20 protein-coding genes and 1 other RNA gene are annotated in these 19115 nt (G+C 63.7%); 11 read left to right on the top strand and 10 right to left on the bottom strand.

Going from position 1 to position 19115, the window contains the following annotated elements; all coding sequences use genetic code 11:
• The first annotated feature begins 5 nt into the window (after positions 1-5).
• The 4 genes from AC57B1_RS33065 (at position 6) to purH (ending at position 4536) form a co-directional block, all read left to right on the top strand.
• Positions 6-1397, top strand: coding sequence for a UbiH/UbiF/VisC/COQ6 family ubiquinone biosynthesis hydroxylase (locus tag AC57B1_RS33065; RefSeq protein WP_408352132.1), 1392 nt, complete (start codon positions 6-8; stop codon positions 1395-1397).
• Positions 1398-1626: 229 nt separating this feature from the next.
• A complete protein-coding gene (dusB, locus tag AC57B1_RS33060; RefSeq protein ID WP_091799223.1) occupies positions 1627-2685 on the top strand; it encodes a tRNA dihydrouridine synthase DusB in 1059 nt (352 codons plus the stop codon).
• Positions 2682-2915: a Fis family transcriptional regulator gene (locus tag AC57B1_RS33055; protein WP_006049915.1), complete on the top strand. Its 234-nt coding sequence runs from the start codon at positions 2682-2684 to the stop codon at positions 2913-2915. The genes dusB and AC57B1_RS33055 overlap by 4 nt, the downstream gene beginning before the upstream one ends.
• 55 nt (positions 2916-2970) lie before the next feature.
• A complete protein-coding gene (gene purH, locus AC57B1_RS33050) occupies positions 2971-4536 on the top strand; it encodes a bifunctional phosphoribosylaminoimidazolecarboxamide formyltransferase/IMP cyclohydrolase (RefSeq protein WP_408301235.1) in 1566 nt (521 codons plus the stop codon).
• Positions 4537-4765: 229 nt separating this feature from the next.
• On the opposite strand, the gene AC57B1_RS33045 is transcribed toward purH, so the two are convergent.
• Positions 4766-5005, bottom strand: coding sequence for a hypothetical protein (locus AC57B1_RS33045; protein ID WP_091799217.1), 240 nt, complete (start codon positions 5003-5005; stop codon positions 4766-4768).
• Between the two features lie 140 nt (positions 5006-5145).
• Here AC57B1_RS33045 and ruvC point away from each other — a divergent pair, with 140 nt between their 5' ends.
• From ruvC to AC57B1_RS33025, 4 genes are all read left to right on the top strand, one after another.
• Positions 5146-5688, top strand: coding sequence for a crossover junction endodeoxyribonuclease RuvC (ruvC, locus tag AC57B1_RS33040; RefSeq protein ID WP_007180437.1), 543 nt, complete (start codon positions 5146-5148; stop codon positions 5686-5688).
• 109 nt (positions 5689-5797) lie between these two features.
• Complete coding sequence (gene ruvA, locus AC57B1_RS33035; protein WP_091799214.1) at positions 5798-6379, top strand: Holliday junction branch migration protein RuvA; 582 nt, start codon at positions 5798-5800, stop codon at positions 6377-6379.
• Positions 6380-6498: 119 nt separating this feature from the next.
• Positions 6499-7563, top strand: coding sequence for a Holliday junction branch migration DNA helicase RuvB (gene ruvB, locus AC57B1_RS33030; protein ID WP_095418265.1), 1065 nt, complete (start codon positions 6499-6501; stop codon positions 7561-7563).
• Positions 7564-7594: 31 nt separating this feature from the next.
• Positions 7595-8536, top strand: a complete 942-nt coding sequence (locus AC57B1_RS33025; protein ID WP_496419838.1) for an oxygenase MpaB family protein — start codon at positions 7595-7597, stop codon at positions 8534-8536.
• 309 nt (positions 8537-8845) lie between these two features.
• Here AC57B1_RS33025 and AC57B1_RS33020 read toward each other — a convergent pair whose 3' ends face one another.
• The 3 genes from AC57B1_RS33020 to tyrS all read right to left on the bottom strand — a co-directional run bounded on the left by AC57B1_RS33020 (position 8846) and on the right by tyrS (position 11370).
• A complete protein-coding gene (locus AC57B1_RS33020) occupies positions 8846-9517 on the bottom strand; it encodes a histidine phosphatase family protein (RefSeq protein WP_496419837.1) in 672 nt (223 codons plus the stop codon).
• Between the two features lie 118 nt (positions 9518-9635).
• Entirely contained in the window at positions 9636-10094 is a 459-nt protein-coding gene (dtd, locus tag AC57B1_RS33015; protein WP_496419836.1) for a D-aminoacyl-tRNA deacylase, read from the bottom strand.
• Between the two features lie 31 nt (positions 10095-10125).
• On the bottom strand, positions 10126-11370 hold the full coding sequence (gene tyrS / locus AC57B1_RS33010; protein WP_408186165.1) for a tyrosine--tRNA ligase: 1245 nt from the start codon (positions 11368-11370) through the stop codon (positions 10126-10128).
• Between the two features lie 206 nt (positions 11371-11576).
• On the opposite strand from tyrS, the gene AC57B1_RS33005 reads away from it, so the two are divergent.
• Positions 11577-12707 carry an anhydro-N-acetylmuramic acid kinase gene (locus tag AC57B1_RS33005; protein ID WP_496419835.1) on the top strand — a complete coding sequence of 377 codons (1131 nt, stop codon included), beginning with the start codon at positions 11577-11579 and terminating at the stop codon, positions 12705-12707.
• A gap of 82 nt (positions 12708-12789) precedes the next feature.
• On the opposite strand, the gene erpA is transcribed toward AC57B1_RS33005, so the two are convergent.
• The 3 genes from erpA to rplM all read right to left on the bottom strand — a co-directional run bounded on the left by erpA (position 12790) and on the right by rplM (position 14266).
• Complete coding sequence (erpA, locus tag AC57B1_RS33000) at positions 12790-13155, bottom strand: iron-sulfur cluster insertion protein ErpA (protein WP_007180424.1); 366 nt, start codon at positions 13153-13155, stop codon at positions 12790-12792.
• Positions 13156-13433: 278 nt separating this feature from the next.
• Positions 13434-13826, bottom strand: a complete 393-nt coding sequence (rpsI, locus tag AC57B1_RS32995) for a 30S ribosomal protein S9 (protein WP_011489810.1) — start codon at positions 13824-13826, stop codon at positions 13434-13436.
• Between the two features lie 11 nt (positions 13827-13837).
• The gene (gene rplM, locus AC57B1_RS32990; RefSeq protein WP_020069304.1) at positions 13838-14266 is read right to left on the bottom strand and encodes a 50S ribosomal protein L13; all 429 of its coding nucleotides are present in this window, start codon (positions 14264-14266) and stop codon (positions 13838-13840) included.
• A 684-nt stretch (positions 14267-14950) separates the two neighbouring features.
• Here rplM and AC57B1_RS32985 point away from each other — a divergent pair.
• Entirely contained in the window at positions 14951-15373 is a 423-nt protein-coding gene (locus AC57B1_RS32985; protein WP_408352147.1) for an OsmC family protein, read from the top strand.
• A 106-nt stretch (positions 15374-15479) separates the two neighbouring features.
• On the opposite strand, the gene rnpB is transcribed toward AC57B1_RS32985, so the two are convergent.
• The 3 genes from rnpB to pyrC all read right to left on the bottom strand — a co-directional run bounded on the left by rnpB (position 15480) and on the right by pyrC (position 17890).
• An RNA gene (gene rnpB, locus AC57B1_RS32980) (RNase P RNA component class A) lies at positions 15480-15893 on the bottom strand.
• 96 nt (positions 15894-15989) lie between these two features.
• Positions 15990-16817, bottom strand: coding sequence for a DUF3025 domain-containing protein (locus tag AC57B1_RS32975; protein WP_496419834.1), 828 nt, complete (start codon positions 16815-16817; stop codon positions 15990-15992).
• Between the two features lie 11 nt (positions 16818-16828).
• Complete coding sequence (gene pyrC, locus AC57B1_RS32970) at positions 16829-17890, bottom strand: dihydroorotase (RefSeq protein ID WP_408352151.1); 1062 nt, start codon at positions 17888-17890, stop codon at positions 16829-16831.
• Positions 17891-18056: 166 nt separating this feature from the next.
• On the opposite strand from pyrC, the gene AC57B1_RS32965 reads away from it, so the two are divergent.
• Positions 18057-18992: a class II glutamine amidotransferase gene (locus AC57B1_RS32965; RefSeq protein ID WP_408186161.1), complete on the top strand. Its 936-nt coding sequence runs from the start codon at positions 18057-18059 to the stop codon at positions 18990-18992.
• Positions 18993-19115 lie beyond the last annotated feature (123 nt).

The raw sequence follows: 19115 nt of genomic DNA, 5'->3' as shown, positions 1-19115 counted from the left end.
CCGCAATGAACGATGTTTCCCAGTCGACGGTGATCCTGAAGCCCGCCGCGGCCGGCCAGCCTTTCGATTTCGACGTGACGATCGTCGGCGCCGGTCCGGTCGGGCTGGCGCTGGCCGGCTGGCTGGCGCGCCGCAGCGCGACACGGGAGCTGAAAATCGCGCTCATCGACGCGCGCGAGCCGGAAGAGTCGATCGCCGATCCGCGCGCCATCGCCGTATCGCACGGTAGCCGGATGATCCTGGAGCCGCTGCGCTGGCCCGCCGACGCCACAGCGATCCAGCGTATCCACGTCTCGCAGCGCGGCCACTTCGGCCGCACGCTGATCGACCACAGCGAGCACGGTCTGCCGGCGCTCGGCTACGTGCTGCGCTACGGCTCGATCGTCCACGGTCTCGCCGAGGCGGTGCACGCCACCTCCGTGCACTGGTTCCGCTCCACCTCGGCCGGAGCGCCGACGCAGGAACGCGACGGCGTCACGCTGCCGATCGAAACCGCGGGCGTCACGCGGCAGTTGCGCACGCGCATTCTGGTGAATGCCGAAGGCGGCCTGTTCGGCGACCAGAAGTCAGGAAAAGGCCCAGTCAAACGGAACGACCAGGGAGCCGGCGTGAATGTGGGCGAGCACGCCGGCCACCATGCGAACGGCGAAACTCGCGACAACCGAGCCGCCGGCACCGAGGCGACAAGCGCCGGTCAGCATACCGGCCGGAACGGCGCGGCCGCACGGCGCGCTGGCCGAGCCGCGGTCGAACCGGGCTCGCGGGACTACGGCCAGACCGCACTCGTCGGCACGGTGACCGTGTCGGCGCCGCAACCGCACGTCGCGTGGGAGCGCTTCACGTCGCAAGGTCCGATCGCGTTGCTGCCCATGGGCGGCGTGCGCGGCGCCGATTACGCGCTGGTCTGGTGCTGCGCGCCCGAGGAAGCCGCGCGCCGCGCGCAGCTCTCCGACGAAGCCTTCCTCCAGGAACTCGGCGCCGCGTTCGGCGACCGCATGGGCCGTTTCACGCATATCAAGGGACGCGCGTCGTTCCCCTTGGGACTGAACGCCGTGGAAACGCTCGTCAACGGGCATATCGTCGCGATCGGCAACGCGGCGCAGACGCTGCATCCGGTGGCGGGTCAGGGGCTGAATCTGGGATTGCGCGACGCACACTCGCTCGCCGACGCCCTCTCGGCGGAAGGTCCGACGCCGCTCGCGCTGGCCACCTTCGCGCAACGCCGCGCGCTCGACCGCCGCATGACGATCGGCGCCACCGACACCCTCGCGCGTCTCTTCACCATCGACTTCGCGCCGCTCGCGATCGTGCGCGGCCTCGCCCTGACGGCGCTCGAATTCCTGCCACCGGTGAAAACCGCGCTGGCACGGCAAATGATGTTCGGACAACGCCGCTAGGCGCGCTGCTCGCCTGCGCCGCGCCGCCTTTTTGCCACACGCGGAAAGTGTCGCGCGGGCGGCGCCGGTTCTATGAATCGGCGCACTTTCATAGAAGATTTAATGGGTTACGACAGACACATGTCGGGTACCGGCTATCCGTTAACGCTAAAATAGCGGTTTTCCCTCGCATTTCGCGAGTGCTCCGATTGACAGAAACTGAACAATCGGCCGCGCGCGCGTTCACGTCATGCCCACTCTCGGCTCCCACAATCTGCGTAATAACCTGTTCGTCGCGCCCATGGCCGGCGTGACCGACCGTCCGTTCCGCCAGTTGTGCAAGCGGCTGGGCGCGGGCTATGCGGTGTCGGAAATGGTCGCCTCGAACGCGCAGTTGTGGAAAAGCGAGAAGACCATGCGGCGCGCCAATCACGCGGGCGAGGTCGAGCCCATCGCCGTGCAGATTGCCGGCGCCGATCCGGCCATGATGGCCGAAGCGGCCCGCTACAACGTGGCGAACGGCGCGCAGATCATCGACATCAACATGGGCTGCCCGGCCAAGAAGGTGTGCAACGTGGCGGCGGGTTCGGCCCTGTTGCAGAACGAGCCGCTGGTGCAGCGCATTGTCGAGGCGGTGGTCGGCGCGGTGGGCGTCGGCCCCGACGCGGTGCCCGTCACGCTCAAGATCCGCACGGGCTGGGATCGCGAGAACAAAAACGCGCTGAACGTCGCGCGTCTGGCCGAATCGGCCGGTATTTCGATGCTGACCGTGCACGGCCGCACGCGCGCCGACCTGTATCACGGCGACGCCGAATACGAGACCATTGCCGCGGTGAAAGCGGCGGTGCGCATTCCGGTGGTCGCCAACGGCGACATCACGTCACCGCACAAGGCCCGCGAGGTGCTGGCCGCGACCGGCGCCGACGCCATCATGATCGGCCGCGCTGCGCAGGGGCGCCCGTGGCTGTTCCGCGAGATCGAGTATTTTCTGCAAACGGGTGAAATGCTGCCGCCGCCGCGCATCGACGAAATCCAGCAGGTGATGAACGAGCATCTCGAGGATCACTACGCCTTCTACGGCGAATTTACGGGCGTGCGCACTGCGCGCAAGCACATCGGCTGGTACACTCGCGGCCTTTCTGGCGCCAACGTGTTCCGGCATCGCATGAATACGCTGGACACCACGCGCGAACAACTCCTCGCCGTCAACGAGTTCTTCGACGCACAAAAGGCGATCTCCGACCGCCTCGTCTATGTCGACGAAACGCTCAACCCGGGCGAGGACCCAACCGACCGACTAGCAGCATGAGCAAGAACAATATCGAACAATCTGTCCGCGACAGCCTGGGGATATATTTCCAGGACCTCGACGGCTCCAATCCGCACGACGTCTACGATATGGTGATTTCGTGCGTGGAAAAACCCCTGCTCGAAGTGGTGCTCGAGCAGGCTGGCGGCAATCAGTCGCTGGCCGCCGAGTATCTCGGCATCAACCGCAATACGCTGCGCAAGAAGCTGCAACAGCACGGTTTGTTGTAGCGCGTTGTAGTTTCTCGCGCCCTGCCACGTTTCCCTTCGGCTTTTCGTCTTCATCATGATCAAGCAAGCGCTCATCTCCGTTTCCGACAAGTCCGGCATCGTCGACTTCGCCAAATCGCTGTCGGACCTCGGCGTCAAGATCCTGTCGACCGGCGGCACCGCGAAACTGCTCGCGGACGCAGGTCTCTCCGTCACCGAAGTCGCCGATTACACGGGCTTCCCGGAAATGCTGGACGGGCGCGTGAAAACGCTGCATCCGAAGGTGCACGGCGGCATTCTCGCGCGCCGCGACCTGCCGGAACATATGGCAGCGCTTGAAAAGCACGACATTCCGACCATCGACCTGCTGGTCGTGAATCTGTACCCGTTCGTGCAGACCGTGTCGAAAGAGGAATGCTCGCTGGAAGACGCGATCGAGAACATCGACATTGGCGGTCCGACCATGCTGCGCTCGGCCGCGAAGAACCATCGCGACGTGACGGTGGTGGTCGATCCGGCCGACTACGCGGTCGTGCTCGACGAGATGCGCGCGAACAGCAACGCCGTGTCGTACAAGACGAACTTCCGCCTCGCCACCAAGGTGTTCGCGCACACCGCGCAATACGACGGCGCGATCACGAACTACCTGACGAGCCTGACCGACGAGTTGCAGCATTCGTCGCGCAACGCTTACCCGGCCACGTTCAACCTGGCGTTCAACAAGGTGCAGGACCTGCGCTACGGCGAAAACCCGCATCAGAGCGCGGCGTTCTACCGCGACCTGGCGGTGCCGGCGGGCGCCCTGGCGAACTACAACCAGTTGCAGGGTAAGGAACTGTCGTACAACAACATCGCGGATTCCGACGCAGCGTGGGAATGCGTGAAGACCTTCGACGTGCCGGCGTGCGTGATCGTCAAGCACGCGAATCCGTGCGGCGTGGCAGTCGGCGCGGACGCCAACGAAGCGTACGCGAAGGCGTTCCAGACCGATCCGACCTCGGCGTTCGGCGGCATCATCGCCTTTAACCGCGAAGTGGATGAGGCAGCGGCGCAAGCGGTGGCCAAGCAGTTCGTCGAAGTGCTGATCGCCCCGTCGTTCAGCGCCGCAGCGCGCCAGGTGTTCGCGGCGAAGCAGAACGTGCGTCTGCTCGAAATCGCGCTGGGCGAAGGCCATAACGCATTCGATCTGAAGCGCGTGGGCGGCGGCCTGCTGGTGCAGTCGCTCGACTCGAAGAACGTGCAGCCGCGCGAATTGCGCGTGGTCACGAAGCGTCACCCCACGCCGAAGGAAATGGACGATCTGTTGTTCGCATGGCGCGTGGCGAAGTACGTGAAGTCGAACGCGATCGTGTTCTGCGGCAACGGCATGACGCTCGGCGTCGGCGCGGGCCAGATGAGCCGCGTGGACTCGGCGCGCATTGCGAGCATCAAGGCGCAGAATGCCGGTTTGACGCTGGCGGGTTCGGCCGTGGCGTCGGACGCGTTCTTCCCGTTCCGCGACGGCCTCGACGTGGTGGTGGCGGCGGGCGCGACCTGCGTGATCCAGCCGGGTGGCTCGATGCGCGACGACGAAGTGGTCAGCGCGGCAGACGAGCACAACATCGCGATGGTGCTGACGGGCGTGCGTCACTTCCGGCATTGATTTGGGGTTGAGCGGCGGTGCGTGTTTCTTGGTGAAACTGCGTTGCTGGGTCAGCTCTAAGTTTTAGAAAAAACGGCCTGGCGGATTTTCCGCCAGGCCGTTTTTTTCGGATGCAGCGTTTGTGACGCGCCTGTGCCTGTGCCTGCCTGTGCCTGCAACGCTGTACCGCGTCTAGCCCGTTGCCTGTGCCGCGCACGTGCCACATTCGCGCCGCCCCCTCACGCGCCGCTTAGTCGTCAACTTCCTTTCTCGCATAACCTCCGTTCACCTCCGCGTGCTGGCTGATATAAGTGCCGAGCCCCTGCCCACGCCGCGCAAGACGCTTGAGCGCGGCAACGTGCCATTCGCCGACACTCGCTTCCGTGTACCAATACACAACCCCCGGCCTGAAGCGGACCGCGACAAAATCGTCGCCGATTTCATAAGCCTCGACGCCCGAGTCGCCGCTGAGATTCCGATAGCGCTCCATTCGCGAATACCTCCCTCCACGCCGCCTTACACCACACACAGCAGTTTTTATTCCGCTGACATCGCCGCGCGCCGTCCGCCGCGCAGCGCGCGTGTTGTAGTATCGCAAGCACCTGGTTTTTACCGCTCCTGCGGCACCTCATGAGAATTCTCGGCATCGACCCCGGCCTGCGCGTGACCGGCTTCGGCGTGATCGACCAGAGCGGCCACACGCTCAGCTATGTCGCAAGCGGCGTCATCAAAACCGCCGACGCCGATCTGCCCTCGCGTCTGGGCACCATCTTCGAAGGTATTTCGACGCTCATCCGCCAGCATTCGCCGGATCAGTCGGCAATCGAAAAAGTGTTCGTCAACGTCAACCCGCAGTCCACCTTGCTGCTTGGCCAGGCGCGCGGCGCGGCCATCTGCGGACTGGTCGCGGGCGGCGTGCCGGTTGCCGAATATACAGCCCTGCAATTGAAGCAGGCTGTGGTGGGCTATGGCCGCGCCACCAAGGAGCAGATGCAGCAGATGGTGGTGCGCCTGCTCAATCTCTCCGGCGTACCCGGCACCGACGCCGCCGACGCGCTCGGCATGGCGATCTGCCATGCGCACGGCGGCACGACACTGAGCACGTTGGGCGGCATCGCGCCTTCGCTGGCCAAGAAAGGTTTGCGCGTGAGACGCGGACGCCTGGTCGGATAGCGGCCGATGCGGCATCGCGCACATCAACCGCGATTGCGCATCACTCGCAGGCCACTCGCCGCTCACTCGCTGCGCTACACTCGCCCTTTCTCTCAAGATTGAATCCGCCATGATCGGTCGCATTGCCGGCGTTCTGCTGGAAAAAAACCCGCCGCATCTGCTCGTCGATTGCAACGGCGTCGGTTACGAAGTCGATGTGCCGATGAGCACGTTCTACAACCTGCCCTCAGCCGGCGAACGCATCGTGTTGCTCACGCAGATGATCGTGCGCGAAGACGCGCACCTGCTGTACGGATTCGGCACCGCGGAGGAACGCTCGACTTTCCGCGAACTGCTGAAGATCTCCGGCATCGGCGCGCGCATGGCGCTGGCGGTGCTGTCCGGCATGAGCGTTCACGAGCTCGCACAAACCGTCACGATGCAGGACGCGGCGCGTCTAACGCGCGTGCCGGGCATCGGCAAGAAAACGGCGGAGCGGCTGCTCCTCGAACTGAAGGGCAAGATCGGCGCCGACCTTGGGGCGATGGCGGGTGCGGCGTCGGCATCCGACCACGCCTCCGATATCCTGAACGCACTGCTCGCATTGGGTTACTCCGAAAAAGAAGCATTGGCGGCCGTCAAAAACGTGCCGGCCGGCACCGGTGTTTCCGAAGGCATCAAGCTGGCGTTGAAGGCGCTGTCCAAGGGCTGACGTTCGACCGTCGTATTCGGCAACGAGGCAACGAGTGAAGCTTCGCACATGCCGGCGAGCCGCGCACCCTGGCCATTCGGCCGAGTTTCGCGGCGAGCGGCTCGCGGTACAATGACCGCATGATCGAAACCGACAAACTCGCCGCCGAGCGCATCATCGCGGCCACGCCCGTCTCGCCGAACGAAGAAGCGTTCGAGCGCGCGTTGCGCCCGCGCCAGCTCGAAGAATATGTCGGGCAGGAAAAAGTCCGCGGCCAGCTGGAAATTTTTATCGAGGCCGCCAAACGCCGCTCCGAATCGCTCGACCACGTCTTGCTGTTCGGGCCGCCGGGCCTCGGTAAGACCACGCTCGCGCACATCATCGCGCGGGAAATGGGTGTCAATCTGCGGCAAACGTCGGGGCCAGTGCTTGAGCGCGCTGGCGACCTCGCCGCGCTACTCACCAATCTCGAAGCCAACGACGTTCTGTTCATCGACGAAATCCACCGGCTCTCGCCGGTCGTCGAGGAAATTCTGTATCCGGCGTTGGAGGATTATCAGATCGACATCATGATCGGCGAAGGGCCGGCCGCGCGCAGCGTGAAGCTGGACTTGCAGCCGTTCACGCTGGTCGGCGCGACCACGCGCGCGGGGATGCTGACCAACCCGCTGCGCGACCGCTTCGGTATCGTGGCGCGGCTCGAGTTTTATAACGCCGAGGAACTGGCGCGCATCGTCACGCGTTCTGCGTCGTTGCTGAATGCGCAGATCCATCCGGACGGCGCGTTCGAGATCGCCAAGCGCGCACGCGGCACGCCGCGGATCGCGAACCGCCTGCTGCGGCGCGTGCGCGACTTCGCCGAGGTGAAGGCAGACGGCAACATCACCGCGCAGGTGGCCGACGCCGCGCTCAAGATGCTCGACGTGGACGCGGTCGGCTTCGACCTGATGGACCGCAAGCTGCTCGAGGCGATCTTGCACAAATTCGACGGCGGCCCGGTCGGCGTCGACAATCTGGCGGCGGCGATCGGCGAGGAGCGCGACACGATTGAAGACGTGCTCGAACCGTATCTGATCCAGCAAGGCTTCCTGCAGCGCACGCCGCGCGGCCGCGTCGCCACGCTGCTCACCTACCGGCATTTCGGCCTTGCCGCGCCCGACTCGTCGAGCGCGCTGCCCAGCCTGTGGGATTCGGCCGCGACCTGAGCCGACACGCGTAGCGCGAGACCGAATCAGGATGTCCGACCAAACCAGGCAGCCCAACTCGCGTAGCGGTTTCTCGCAGTTTCTCACCCGCAGGCTCCGCTCGAAGCTGGCAGCCGGTGTCACGCATCTGACTAGCGGCAGCGGCCCCACGCTCGACTATTCGTCGCCTCCGGGCGACCCCGGCCTGTTCGGCCCGGAATCCGTGTGCTGGAAAGTCCACGCCGATTTCACGTCGATGATGACGGGCGGCATCAGCGCGCTCCTGCTTCAGGCGTTGCATCCGCTCGCGCTCGCGGGCGTGTGGGACCATTCGTCGTTTCGCACCGACATTCTCGGCCGCCTGCGGCGCACCGCGACTTTCATCGCGGGCACGACGTATGGCAACCGGCACGACGCGCTGGCTCTGGTGGAACGTGTGAAGCGCATCCATCTCGGCGTCAGCGGCGTTGCGCCCGACGGCCGGCCATATCGCGCGAGTGAGCCAGCGCTGCTCACATGGGTGCATGTCGCCGAAGTGTCGAGCTTCATGACCGCGCACTTGCGCTATGTGAATCCGCTGCTGCCCATTGCTGCGCAAAATCAGTACTTCGCGGAAACCGCACGGATTGCCGAAATGCTCGGCGCGTCCAACATTCCTCGCTCGCGAGCGGAGATCGACGCTTACTTGCTGGCAATGCAGCCGGAGCTTGCGGCGAGCGAGCGCACACGTGAGGTCGTGAGGATTTTGATGAACACGCCCGCCCCGAGTGCGTCGATGCGGCCGGCCGGCGTGTTGATGCTCAACGCCGGCGTCGACCTTCTGCCCGACTGGGCGCAGGCAATGTTGGGGCTACAGCGCTACGCGGCACTGCGCCGAGCGGTGGCAAGGCCCGGCGTGCGGCTGGTCGCGCCGGTGATCCGCTGGGCGCTGGTGAACGGCGTGTCAAAGCGGGCGCGCCGCCGGGCGGCCGCGGGTGGGCGCGAGCCGGAATAACGCGGCCGGACGCGGCTCGCACGAGCGCAAACAACTCACGTCGGCAGGTTGAGTCTCGCCGATGGAATATGTGCGCAAACCGCGAGTCGATGGCCAGCTCAGCGAACCGCGACCGGCTCGCATGCAAGCTGACTCACGCGGATGGGATACGCGTGCAAACCGCGAGTCGATGGCCGGCTCAGCGAACCGCGCACGGCACGCATGCAAGCTGACCTGCGAACGCTTGGCAACGCCAATGCGCGCCGGGTTCGCGAACGGTCCAAGTCGGCCGCCGCGCAAACTCACACCACCCAACCGGGCACGCGCCGATCAACGCCCCGGCTCTGCCGGCTTCTTGAAGCTGTCGTCCTCGCTCGGCGCGTCGAGATGCGAGACATCCGCCCATGCCACGATCGTCGCGTGGCCGTCGCTGAAATCCACCGTATTCACGCTCGTGTTCAGCAGCGGGTAGTCACGCGGCGCATCGAGCGGCAGACCGCAGGCAAAGCGCCGCACGCAATCAAGCACACCGCCATGCGCGACGCAGGCAATCCGCCCACCAGGATGCGCGGCCACCAGCGGTTCGATCGCGTGCAGCACGCGATGGTAAAGCGCGCGTTGCGACTCACCGTCCGGCGGTGAGAAGCCAGGATCGCGAGTTTGCCAGTGCGCGTATTCGTCGGGGAAACGCAGCGCGATCTCGTCGCTGTCGTGGCCCTGGAAAGCACCATACGAACGCTCGCGCAGGCCTTCGCGCAACTGCAGCGGCAAGCCCAGTGTGTCGGCGACCGGCTGCGCGGTTTGCTGCGCGCGTTGCAGGTCGCTCGAATAGATCGCGTCGAGCCGCGCGCCCTGCTTCGCCTCATGAGCGAAGCGGCGCGCGAGTCGTTGCGCCTGTGCGAGGCCCGTCGTTGCAAGCGGAATGTCGATGTGACCTTGAATGCGCTTGATGCGGTTCCAGTCGGTCTCGCCGTGCCGGATGAACAGAATCTGCGTCGTCATGGGATGAAAGTGGGCGCCATTGGCCGGTTATGCCGAGCCGCTATTGTCGCAAAAAGCGGCTGGAGGGCTGAAAGGTCGCTGCGCGCCGCAGCACGCATGCGGGAACGACGGCAGAAGATCAGGCGTTGGTCTGCAACCAGAACGTGACCGGCCCGTCGTTGACGAGCGACACCTGCATATCGGCGCCGAATTCGCCGGTCTCGACGATCGGATGTTTCGCGCGCGCTACCGCGACGAAATAATCGAAGAGGCGCTTGCCTTCATCCGGCGGCGCGGCCGGCGTAAAGCTCGGACGCAGGCCGCTGTTGGTATCCGCGGCCAGCGTGAACTGCGACACGAGCAGCAGGCCGCCCGCGCGCCCGGCGCCGTCGAGATTTTGCACGGAGAGATTCATTTTGCCGGCCGCGTCGCTGAAGACGCGGTAGCCGAGCACCTTGGCGAGCAGCCGGTCGGCCGCCGCCTCGGTATCGCCGCGTTCGGCGCATACCAGCGCCAGCAGGCCGGCCTCGATCGCGCCGGTCACCCGGTCGGCCACGCGCACTTCCGCGCGCCGCACGCGTTGAATCAGCGCGATCATCGGTTCGACGCCAGAGGCGATACTCGACTCATCATGCCGTCAGCGTAACGCGGGCAAAACGGCGTTTGCCGACCTGCACGACGTACTCGCCGGCTTCGACTTTCAGGCCCTTGTCCGACACGGTCGTGCCATCGATCTTCACGCCGCCCTGCTCGATGTTGCGCAGCGCTTCACTCGTCGACGGCACGAGGTTGGCCTGCTTGAGCAGTTGGCCGATCGCGAGCGGTGCGCCCGCGAGCGTCACGGCCGGGATATCGTCCGGCACGCCACCCTTCGCACGATGGTTGAAGTCTTCGAGCGCGCGTTCGGCGTCGGCTTGCGAGTGGAAGCGCGCAACGATTTCCTGGCCGAGCAACACCTTGAAGTCGCGCGGATTACGGCCGGCTTCGATTTCCTTCTTGAAGCCGGCGATTTCCTCCATTGGCCGGAACGACAGCAGTTCGAAGTAACGCCACATCAGCACGTCGGAAATGCTCATCAGCTTGCCGAACATGTCGGTCGGCTTTTCGCTGATGCCGATGTAGTTGTTCTTCGACTTCGACATTTTCTCGACGCCGTCCAGCCCTTCGAGCAGCGGCATGGTCAGAATGCACTGCTGTTCCTGGCCGTATTGCTTCTGCAATTCACGGCCGACCAGCAGGTTGAACTTCTGGTCAGTGCCGCCGAGTTCGAGGTCCGCATTCAGGGCGACCGAGTCGTAGCCTTGCATGAGCGGGTACAGGAACTCGTGGATCGAGATCGGCACGCCGCCCTGAAAACGCTTGGTGAAATCTTCGCGTTCCAGAATCCGCGCCACCGTGTAGCGCGACGCGAGCTTGATCATGCCGTCGGCGCCGAGCGGCATCGACCATTCGCTGTTGTAGCGAATCTCGGTCTTGTCGCGGTCGAGCACGAGCGCGGCCTGCTCGAAATACGTCTTGGCGTTCGATTCGATCTGCTCGCGCGTGAGCGGCGGGCGCGTGGCGTTACGGCCCGACGGATCGCCGATCAGCGACGTGAAATCGCCGATCAGAAAAATCACCGTGTGGCCGAGATCCTGCAACTGGCGCATCTTGTTCAACACGACCGTGTGGCCGATGTGGATGTCCGGCGCGGTCGGATCGAGCCCGAGTTTGATACGCAGCGGCTTGCCCGTCGCCGCGCTCTTCGCGAGTTTTTGCGCGAATTCGTCTTCGATCAGCAGTTCGTCGACCCCGCGCTTGGTGACGGCGAGGGCGTGACGGACTTCGTCGGTGATCGGGAAGGCAGGGCTGGGCTTGGTGGACTCGGTGCTCATGCTGGAAACTTGAAGTCGCGAAAAAAGGAGATTGTCCCATAGATGCGCGCCGCCGCGCCCATCGACGCAGCCGCAGGCGGGCCGCGGACACGCGATTTCCGCGTCCGGCGCCGTGCCGCCGGCATTGCTGCGCTTTATATTCGGCCGCGCTTCACCCGATAATCTGCTACAACGGATCGCAACGAACCATCGAGAGGAGCAGCAACGTGGCGCAAGACCCCGCAGACGGCGTCTACTTTGGATTGATGTCCGGCACGAGCATGGACGGCGTGGACGGCGTGGCCGTCAGGTTCGCGCAAGGCAAGCCGCCCGTCGTGCTGGCCGAAGCGTTTGTCGGCTTTGCCGCGGGCCTGCGCGAGGCATTGTTCGCGCTCCAGCAACCCGGAGACAACGAGATCGAGCGCGAGGCGCTGGCCGCCAATGCACTCGCCACGCGTTACGCGGTGTGCTGCCACGAACTGCTGCACGGCAGCCGCGTACCCGCCGCGGAGGTGCGCGCGATCGGCGTGCATGGGCAGACGGTGCGGCATCGGCCGGAAAAGGGTTACACGCGGCAAATCAACAACCCGGCGCTGCTCGCGGAAATGATGCATATCGACGTGATCGCCGATTTCCGCAGCCGCGACGTGGCGGCCGGCGGCCAGGGCGCGCCGCTCGTGCCGGCGTTTCACGCCACCGTGTTCGGCGCGAAGAACGAAACACGGGTGGTCTGCAATCTCGGCGGGATCAGCAATATCACGATTCTGAACGCGACCGGCAGCGTGCGCGGCTTCGATTGCGGGCCGGCTAACGCACTCCTCGACGAATGGGCGCAGCGCCATCTGGGCAAACCGTTCGACGAAAATGGCCACTTTGCGGCGGGCGGCCAGGCGGATCGCACGCTGCTGAACGCCCTGCTCGACGAGCCCTTTTTCAGCCAGCAGCCGCCGAAAAGCACCGGCCGCGACCTGTTCAATGCGCAATGGCTCGACGCGAAGCTGCAGCCGTTTGGCGCGCTTGCTCCCGCCGACGTTCAAGCGACGCTGGTTGCGCTTACCGCGGTGACGGTCGCGCGCGAAATCGAGCGGCATGCGTCGGACGCGCGAGCGGTCTATGTGTGCGGCGGCGGCGCGCGCAATCCGGAGATCATGCGGTCCTTGCAGCAGGCACTGGAGGACAGCGGCGTGAGCGGCGTTCCCGTCATGACGACCGAAGCGCTCGGCGTGCCGCCGAGCCAAGTGGAGCCACTGGCGTTCGCGTGGCTCGCGATGCGCTGCGTGGCGCGTCGTCCGGGCAATTTGCCGGCGGTGACGGGCGCGTCCGCCGAGCGCGTACTCGGGGCAATCTACCCGCGTTGAGCGCGGCGCAGACTTTAGCGCAGGCGATAAAAAACGGGGCCGAAGCCCCGTTTTTCACAATCTGATGCTCGACAAGCGGCCGTTAAACCGAGAACGATGAACCGCAACCACAGGTGGTCGTGGCGTTCGGGTTCTTGATGACGAACTGCGCGCCGTTGATGTCGTCCTTGTAGTCGATCTCAGCGCCCACCAGATACTGGTAGCTCATCGAATCGATCAGCAGCTGGACGCCGCTCTTGTTCATGACGGTGTCGTCTTCATTGACGGCTTCGTCAAAAGTAAAACCGTACTGAAAGCCCGAGCAGCCGCCGCCCTGCACGAAAACGCGCAGTTTGAGGTCCGCATTGCCTTCTTCTTCGATCAGTTGCTTGACCTTGTCAGCCGCTGCGTCGGTAAAAACGAAGGGGGCGGGCATCTCGGTCACGGGTGTATCGGTGACTGCGTTCATTCGAACTCTCCAAAAAGCTTCTAACCGCTATTGTAGGGCTGATCTCGATATCGTGCCGAAGCCCACAAAGTCAATGGGTTCTTACAGAAATCAACGACAGGCGCATTTGCCCCCACCAGCCCGTCAGAGCGGGATAAATCGCCACTCCGGCGACGAGTTCGTTGCCGCAATTACCGCACCAGCAGCGAGCCGCGAACCCATGAAAAAAGCCGCCTTCGCGAAAGCGTTGGCGGCTTTTGCAGCGCACCGGCCCGAAAGCCGGTTTGCACCCGAAACGATTAACGCTTCGAGAATTGCTTCCGGCGACGTGCCTTGTGGAAGCCGACCTTCTTACGTTCCACTTCACGAGCGTCACGCGTGACGAAACCAGCTTTCGACAGTTCCGGCTTCAGCGTTGCGTCGTAGTCCATCAGCGCGCGAGTGATGCCGTGGCGAACCGCACCGGCTTGACCCGTTTCACCGCCACCCGTCACGTTGACCTTGATGTCGAACGTAACGCCGTGGTTCGTGAGTTCCAACGGCTGACGCACGATCATCAGCGACGTTTCGCGCGAGAAGTAATCGGCGATAGGCTTGCCGTTCACAACGATATCGCCCTTGCCTGCCTTGATGAAGACGCGTGCGACGGCGCTCTTGCGGCGGCCCGTGCCGTAATTCCAGTTACCGATCATGTGGGCTCCCCTTAGATCTCGAGCGCTTTCGGCTGTTGTGCCGAATGCGGATGCGTTGCTTCAGCGTAGACCTTCAGCTTCTTGATCATCGCGTAGCCGAGCGGGCCCTTCGGCAGCATGCCCTTGACCGCTTTCTCGAGCGCACGGCCCGGGAAGCGTTCTTGCATCTTGCCAAACGTCGTTTCATAGATACCGCCCGGGTAGCCCGAGTGGCGGTAGTACTTCTTGTCAGTAGCCTTGTTGCCCGTGACCTTCAGCTTGCCGGCGTTGATAACGATGATGAAATCACCGGTGTCGACGTGCGGAGTGAATTCAGGCTTGTGCTTGCCGCGAAGACGGTGTGCCACTTCGCTGGCGACACGCCCGAGAACCTTATCCGTCGCGTCAATCACGTACCATTCACGCGTAACCTCATGGGCTTTTGCGGAAAACGTCTTCATGATCGATCCAAAAAAATTGCTGCGCCCAATGTGTTTTTTCCTGCTTGTAGTGTGCGCATCGAGGCGCGTGCAGGCTCTCCCTGGTTCTTCCTCCGCGGGCGCGGATGCGGAAAAGCCCTGAATTATAAAGGAATTTGCTACGGCAAGTCAAAACGTACGGGACTTTGCGTGAGATTCCCGGCAATCCGGCAGCCGGGGAGCGCGTTTCGGAGCCCTTTCGTGCCTGATTCGGCTTGCCCGGAAGGGACAAGACGCGGACGTCATGCGGCCTCTCGGACGAAACGCGCGGGCGAAAAAAAACCCGAACTAGCGGTTCGGGTTTAATCCACCAAAGGAGGAGGTGGAGGAGACAGATCGAATTATATGAGCGCACCTTGTGCGACGCAAGAACATTTGCATTGCGAAATGCTATTTCATAATGCGGCAATTATCATTCTCAGCCTCAAAGCAACGAATTCTCTTTTAAATCAGTCACTAAAGGTGGGCCGACCTGATATTCAGGTAGACATCGTCTAGAGTAAAACCCCTAAACTCGTCAGGGCATTCCCGAATCGGCTGAACATGCCGCAGCGCAACACGCAAGCCGTCATCACGCATAACTTTCGACAAAAGTCGCCTCGGGCGGACGCTCAAACACCGGGCTACAATGCCGTCTCGATATAGCGAAGCGCGGTGGAGCACAGCATGGAATGCAAAGTGAGCTGGATGGGGCAAGACGGGATGGCGTTCGCAGCCGAGACGGGCAGCGGCCATCTGGTGGCGATGGACGGCGCGCCCGAAGGCGGCGGCCGCAACCTCGCGCCGCGTCCGATGGAAATGGTTTTGCTCGGGACGGGCGGCTGCACCGCCTACGACGTCGTGATGATCCTGAAGAAAAGCCGTCAGGAAATCAGCGATTGCTCGGTGACGCTGAAGGCCGAACGCGCCAGCGAAGACCCAAAAGTGTTCACCAAGATTCATTTCCACTTCACCGTGACGGGCAAGAACCTGAACCCGGCCACCGTGGAACGCGCAATCAACCTGTCGCACGACAAGTACTGCTCGGCGTCGATCATGATCGCGAAGACCGCTGAGCTGACGCACTCGTTCGACATCGTGGCGAACTGAGCGCAGAGCTGCGGCTGCGGCGCGGGTTCAAACGCGCGCCGCCCGAAAACGGCCTGATAAAAGAAAAATGCCGGCGTCCAGAAGGACGCCGGCATTTTTTGTTGGGTGGCAAAGCAGGCCGATAAGCCGGATTCTGTGCACGCGCCACGTCCGAAGACGCAACACGCGTGGCAGCCATTCCTCTAGGCGCGCCATTGCTGACGCGCTCAAGCTTCCTACCCGCAGACGTGACGGGGGCCCCGCCCTGCATCTCGAAGATGCTAGCCTGCCTACTTGGAATTGCTCCGGGTGGAGGTTACCGTGCCGGTCTGCCTTGCAGCAGCCGCGGTGCGCTCTTACCGCACCGTTTCACCCTTACCTGATCCCGGCTTGCGCCGGGCCATCGGCGGTTTGCTTTCTGTTGCCCTGTTCCGCGTGTCGCCACGGATGGCCGTTAGCCATCACCCTGCCCTGTGGAGTCCGGACTTTCCTCGCCCTCGTTGGCCGAAACCTCGGAGGCCGCGACTGCCTGGCCTGCTTTGCTGCGGCGGATTTTAACACCTGCGGGAGCCCCGAGCCGAGCCGACGGCTGAAATAGCCGAATGGCCAAGATTAGATGCGACCGAACCCAACGCGCTCAACGCGCGCGCCGCCCGCAGCGAAATACGGTAGTGTCGTCGTAGAACGCGGGAGATTCGTTCTCCGGCCACCAGCCCGGAATGCCCAGCACTGGAAGCGGCGCGAACATGCGGCTCGTGAGTGCGTCGGTATTGAGCAGCGCTTCGGCGACGGACTTGTCGAGCCACGCGTCCCGTTTCGTCGCGTCCCATTCAAAATACGCAGCCGGCACATCGACGATCCACGCGTGGCCCGTGCAGGCCTTGAACGGCGCGATCAGCTTTTCCAGCAACGCATGGCCGAAGCAGCGCACTTCGCAACTCGTGCCCCACGCATCACGCCGCGCCACCAGCAGCGTGTGCCAGTCGAAACCGCGCAAGGCCGCGCTCAACGCGGGATCCGCGCATGCGAACAGCAGCGCGTTCTCGTCGAACAGGGTCAGCGTATCGCGCACGCCGCCGCGGGTCGGGCCGACGCCCAGCACGTCGATGGCCGCCGACTGACGCACGTTCAGCGCCGCCTTGATGCGCGGAAACGCAAACCACATCGACGCATTGAAGAAGTCGTGCAGATTGTGGCGGGTCGGCACGCAGCCGGTGGACGCGATATGCGCCTCGTACGCCGCGCCTGGCGGCAGATCGTCCTGTGCGATGAACGCAAGGCGCTGGCCACGCCCCGTGGTTTGCCGCGTTTCACCGGCATCGGCGTTCATCTCGGCGAGCAGGGTCTCGTAGCCCGTCAGCGCGGCCTGCTGCCAGCGCCTGCCGCGTGCGGCGAACGGCGCGAACCACGGCCTTGCCCAGTCGATAGCGGCGAAGCCCGCCGGCTTCGCCTCATGCGCCTGCATCTACCGCAACCTCAAACGAGACGCCAGCCGATCGACTCGCCACCGCGCAACGGCACGACCGGCGTGTCGCCAACCGGCAACTCGGCCGGCAGCGTCCATTCCTCGCGACGCAGCGTGACCTTCTCCTCGCTGCGCGGCAGACCGTAGAAGTCCGCGCCGAAGAAGCTCGCGAAGCCTTCGAGCTTGTCGAGCGCGTTGGCTTTGTCGAACGCTTCCGTGTACAGCTCCAACGCGTGCAGCGCCGTATAGCAACCCGCGCAGCCGCAAGCGTGCTCTTTCAGCCCCTTCGGATGCGGCGCGCTGTCCGTGCCGAGGAAGAAGCGCGGATTGCCCGACGTCGCCGCCTCGACCAGCGCCACGCGATGCGTCTCGCGCTTCAACACCGGCAAGCAGTAATAATGCGGACGAATGCCGCCCTGGAAGATCGCGTTGCGGTTGTACAGCAGGTGGTGCGCGGTGATCGTCGCGCCCAGCAGCCCCGGCGCCACGCCGGCTTCGCGGATGTAGTCGACCGCGTCTTTCGTGGTGATGTGCTCGAACACCACCTTTAGCGCCGGAAACGCGCGGCGCAGCGGCGTCATGACCCGGTCGATGAACACCTTCTCGCGGTCGAACAGGTCGATCGACGAATCGGTCACTTCACCGTGCACCAGCAGCGGCATGCCCACTTCCTGCATCACTTCGAGCGTTTTGGCGCACTTCATGATGTCGGTGACGCCCGCGTCCGAGTTGGTCGTCGCGCCCGCCGGATACAGCTTCACGCCATGCACGAAGCCGCTTTCGCGCGCACGGCGGATTTCGTCGGGCGGCGTGTTGTCGGTCAGGTACAACGTCATTAGCGGTTCGAACTTCGCGCCTTCGGGAATCGCCGCGACGATCCGCTCGCGATAAGCCTGCGCCATCGCGGTGGTCGTGACCGGCGGCTTCAGGTTCGGCATGATGATCGCACGGCCGAACTGGCGCGCGGTGTCCGGCAGCACGGCGGCCAGCATCGCGCCGTCGCGGACGTGCAGATGCCAGTCGTCCGGGCGGGCGAGCGTGATGGAGTCGAGGGAAGCGTTGGAAGCAGTCATGGCGGCAGGGGACGAGATTCGACGACAAAAGCCAATCTATGCGGTCAAACCGCAACGTTGCGGCATAAACACACGTCAATTTTGCTATTTGGCGTTTCTGGCTCGGTGATATGCTTGGAAAATCATCATTGTAACGGCTCGACCCGTTCACAGGCTTACCCGCAACATGTGCCAACTACTCGGAATGAACTGCGCCGCGCCAACGGACGTCACGTTCTCGTTCACCGGCTTTGCGGCGCGCGGCGGCGTCACCGATCACCATGCCGACGGCTGGGGCATCGCCTTCTTTGAAGACAAAGCCTGCCGCCTGTTCATCGACCATCAATCGTCGGCGACCTCGCCGATCGCCGAGATGGTCAAGCGCTACCCGATCAAATCAAAGAACACCATTGCGCATATCCGCAAGGCGACGCAGGGGCATATCCTGCTGGAAAACTGCCACCCGTTCATGCGTGAATTGTGGGGACGCCACTGGATCTTTGCGCACAACGGCGACCTCAAGGATTATTCGCCGGTGTTATCAGGCGTGTATCAGCCGGTCGGCACGACCGACAGTGAGCTCGCTTTCTGCGCGCTGCTCGAAGGTTTGCGTAAGGCTTTTCCCGGCGCGCAGCAGCCGCCGCTCGACGAACTGTTTGCCGCGCTCGAAACCCTCACGCGCGAAATCACGCAGTTCGGCGTGTTCAATTTCCTGATGTCGAACGGTCAGGCGCTGTTCGCGCATTGCTCCACGCATCTGCACTACATTGTGCGGCGCTGGCCGTTTTCCACCGCGCATCTCGTCGATGCGGACGTGTCGATCGATTTCGCCAAGTACACCACGCCGGAAGACCGCGTCGCGGTCATCGCCACCAAGCCGCTCACCGACAACGAAGTCTGGAGCGCATTCGAACCGGGCGATCTGATGATGTTCCAGCACGGCGAGGTGATTGGCCGCGTCAACGTGCCGGTGCCGGCTTCGGTACTGGAAAAGCTGCGCAATCCCGCTTTGGATGCGTCGGCTTCGGCCAGCACGATCGCGGCTTCGATCGAGCCCATGCCCGAGCGGGACGCCGAGGTGGACCTCGAAGCTGCGGACGACGCGGCAGCGTTCGAATCATGAGCGCTTGCGCACATCACCTGACCATTTAAAGCCCGCTACCTTCGCTCAAGCCGGATCGCCATACACAGAAAAGCCGCTCTTTCAGAGCGGCTTCTTTTTGCCAGTGTCGTAGCACCGCGCCGC

Source organism: Paraburkholderia sp. BGA-UO-ETr-F21, assembly GCF_059567925.1.
Note: the sequence above shows the minus strand (reverse complement) of the source record. Positions and strands in the feature narration are given on the sequence as shown.

Excerpts from the sequence above, each read along its gene's own strand:
- AC57B1_RS33065 (WP_408352132.1), top strand. The coding sequence starts at position 6 with ATGAACGATGTTTCCCAGTCGACGGTGATCCTGAAGCCCGCCGCGGCC.
- dusB (WP_091799223.1), top strand. The coding sequence starts at position 1,627 with ATGCCCACTCTCGGCTCCCACAATCTGCGTAATAACCTGTTCGTCGCG.
- AC57B1_RS33055 (WP_006049915.1), top strand. The coding sequence starts at position 2,682 with ATGAGCAAGAACAATATCGAACAATCTGTCCGCGACAGCCTGGGGATA.
- purH (WP_408301235.1), top strand. The coding sequence starts at position 2,971 with ATGATCAAGCAAGCGCTCATCTCCGTTTCCGACAAGTCCGGCATCGTC.
- AC57B1_RS33045 (WP_091799217.1), bottom strand. The coding sequence starts at position 5,005 with ATGGAGCGCTATCGGAATCTCAGCGGCGACTCGGGCGTCGAGGCTTAT.
- ruvC (WP_007180437.1), top strand. The coding sequence starts at position 5,146 with ATGAGAATTCTCGGCATCGACCCCGGCCTGCGCGTGACCGGCTTCGGC.
- ruvA (WP_091799214.1), top strand. The coding sequence starts at position 5,798 with ATGATCGGTCGCATTGCCGGCGTTCTGCTGGAAAAAAACCCGCCGCAT.
- ruvB (WP_095418265.1), top strand. The coding sequence starts at position 6,499 with ATGATCGAAACCGACAAACTCGCCGCCGAGCGCATCATCGCGGCCACG.
- AC57B1_RS33025 (WP_496419838.1), top strand. The coding sequence starts at position 7,595 with ATGTCCGACCAAACCAGGCAGCCCAACTCGCGTAGCGGTTTCTCGCAG.
- AC57B1_RS33020 (WP_496419837.1), bottom strand. The coding sequence starts at position 9,517 with ATGACGACGCAGATTCTGTTCATCCGGCACGGCGAGACCGACTGGAAC.
- dtd (WP_496419836.1), bottom strand. The coding sequence starts at position 10,094 with ATGATCGCGCTGATTCAACGCGTGCGGCGCGCGGAAGTGCGCGTGGCC.
- tyrS (WP_408186165.1), bottom strand. The coding sequence starts at position 11,370 with ATGAGCACCGAGTCCACCAAGCCCAGCCCTGCCTTCCCGATCACCGAC.
- erpA (WP_007180424.1), bottom strand. The coding sequence starts at position 13,155 with ATGAACGCAGTCACCGATACACCCGTGACCGAGATGCCCGCCCCCTTC.
- rpsI (WP_011489810.1), bottom strand. The coding sequence starts at position 13,826 with ATGATCGGTAACTGGAATTACGGCACGGGCCGCCGCAAGAGCGCCGTC.
- rplM (WP_020069304.1), bottom strand. The coding sequence starts at position 14,266 with ATGAAGACGTTTTCCGCAAAAGCCCATGAGGTTACGCGTGAATGGTAC.
- AC57B1_RS32985 (WP_408352147.1), top strand. The coding sequence starts at position 14,951 with ATGGAATGCAAAGTGAGCTGGATGGGGCAAGACGGGATGGCGTTCGCA.
- AC57B1_RS32975 (WP_496419834.1), bottom strand. The coding sequence starts at position 16,817 with ATGCAGGCGCATGAGGCGAAGCCGGCGGGCTTCGCCGCTATCGACTGG.
- pyrC (WP_408352151.1), bottom strand. The coding sequence starts at position 17,890 with ATGACTGCTTCCAACGCTTCCCTCGACTCCATCACGCTCGCCCGCCCG.
- AC57B1_RS32965 (WP_408186161.1), top strand. The coding sequence starts at position 18,057 with ATGTGCCAACTACTCGGAATGAACTGCGCCGCGCCAACGGACGTCACG.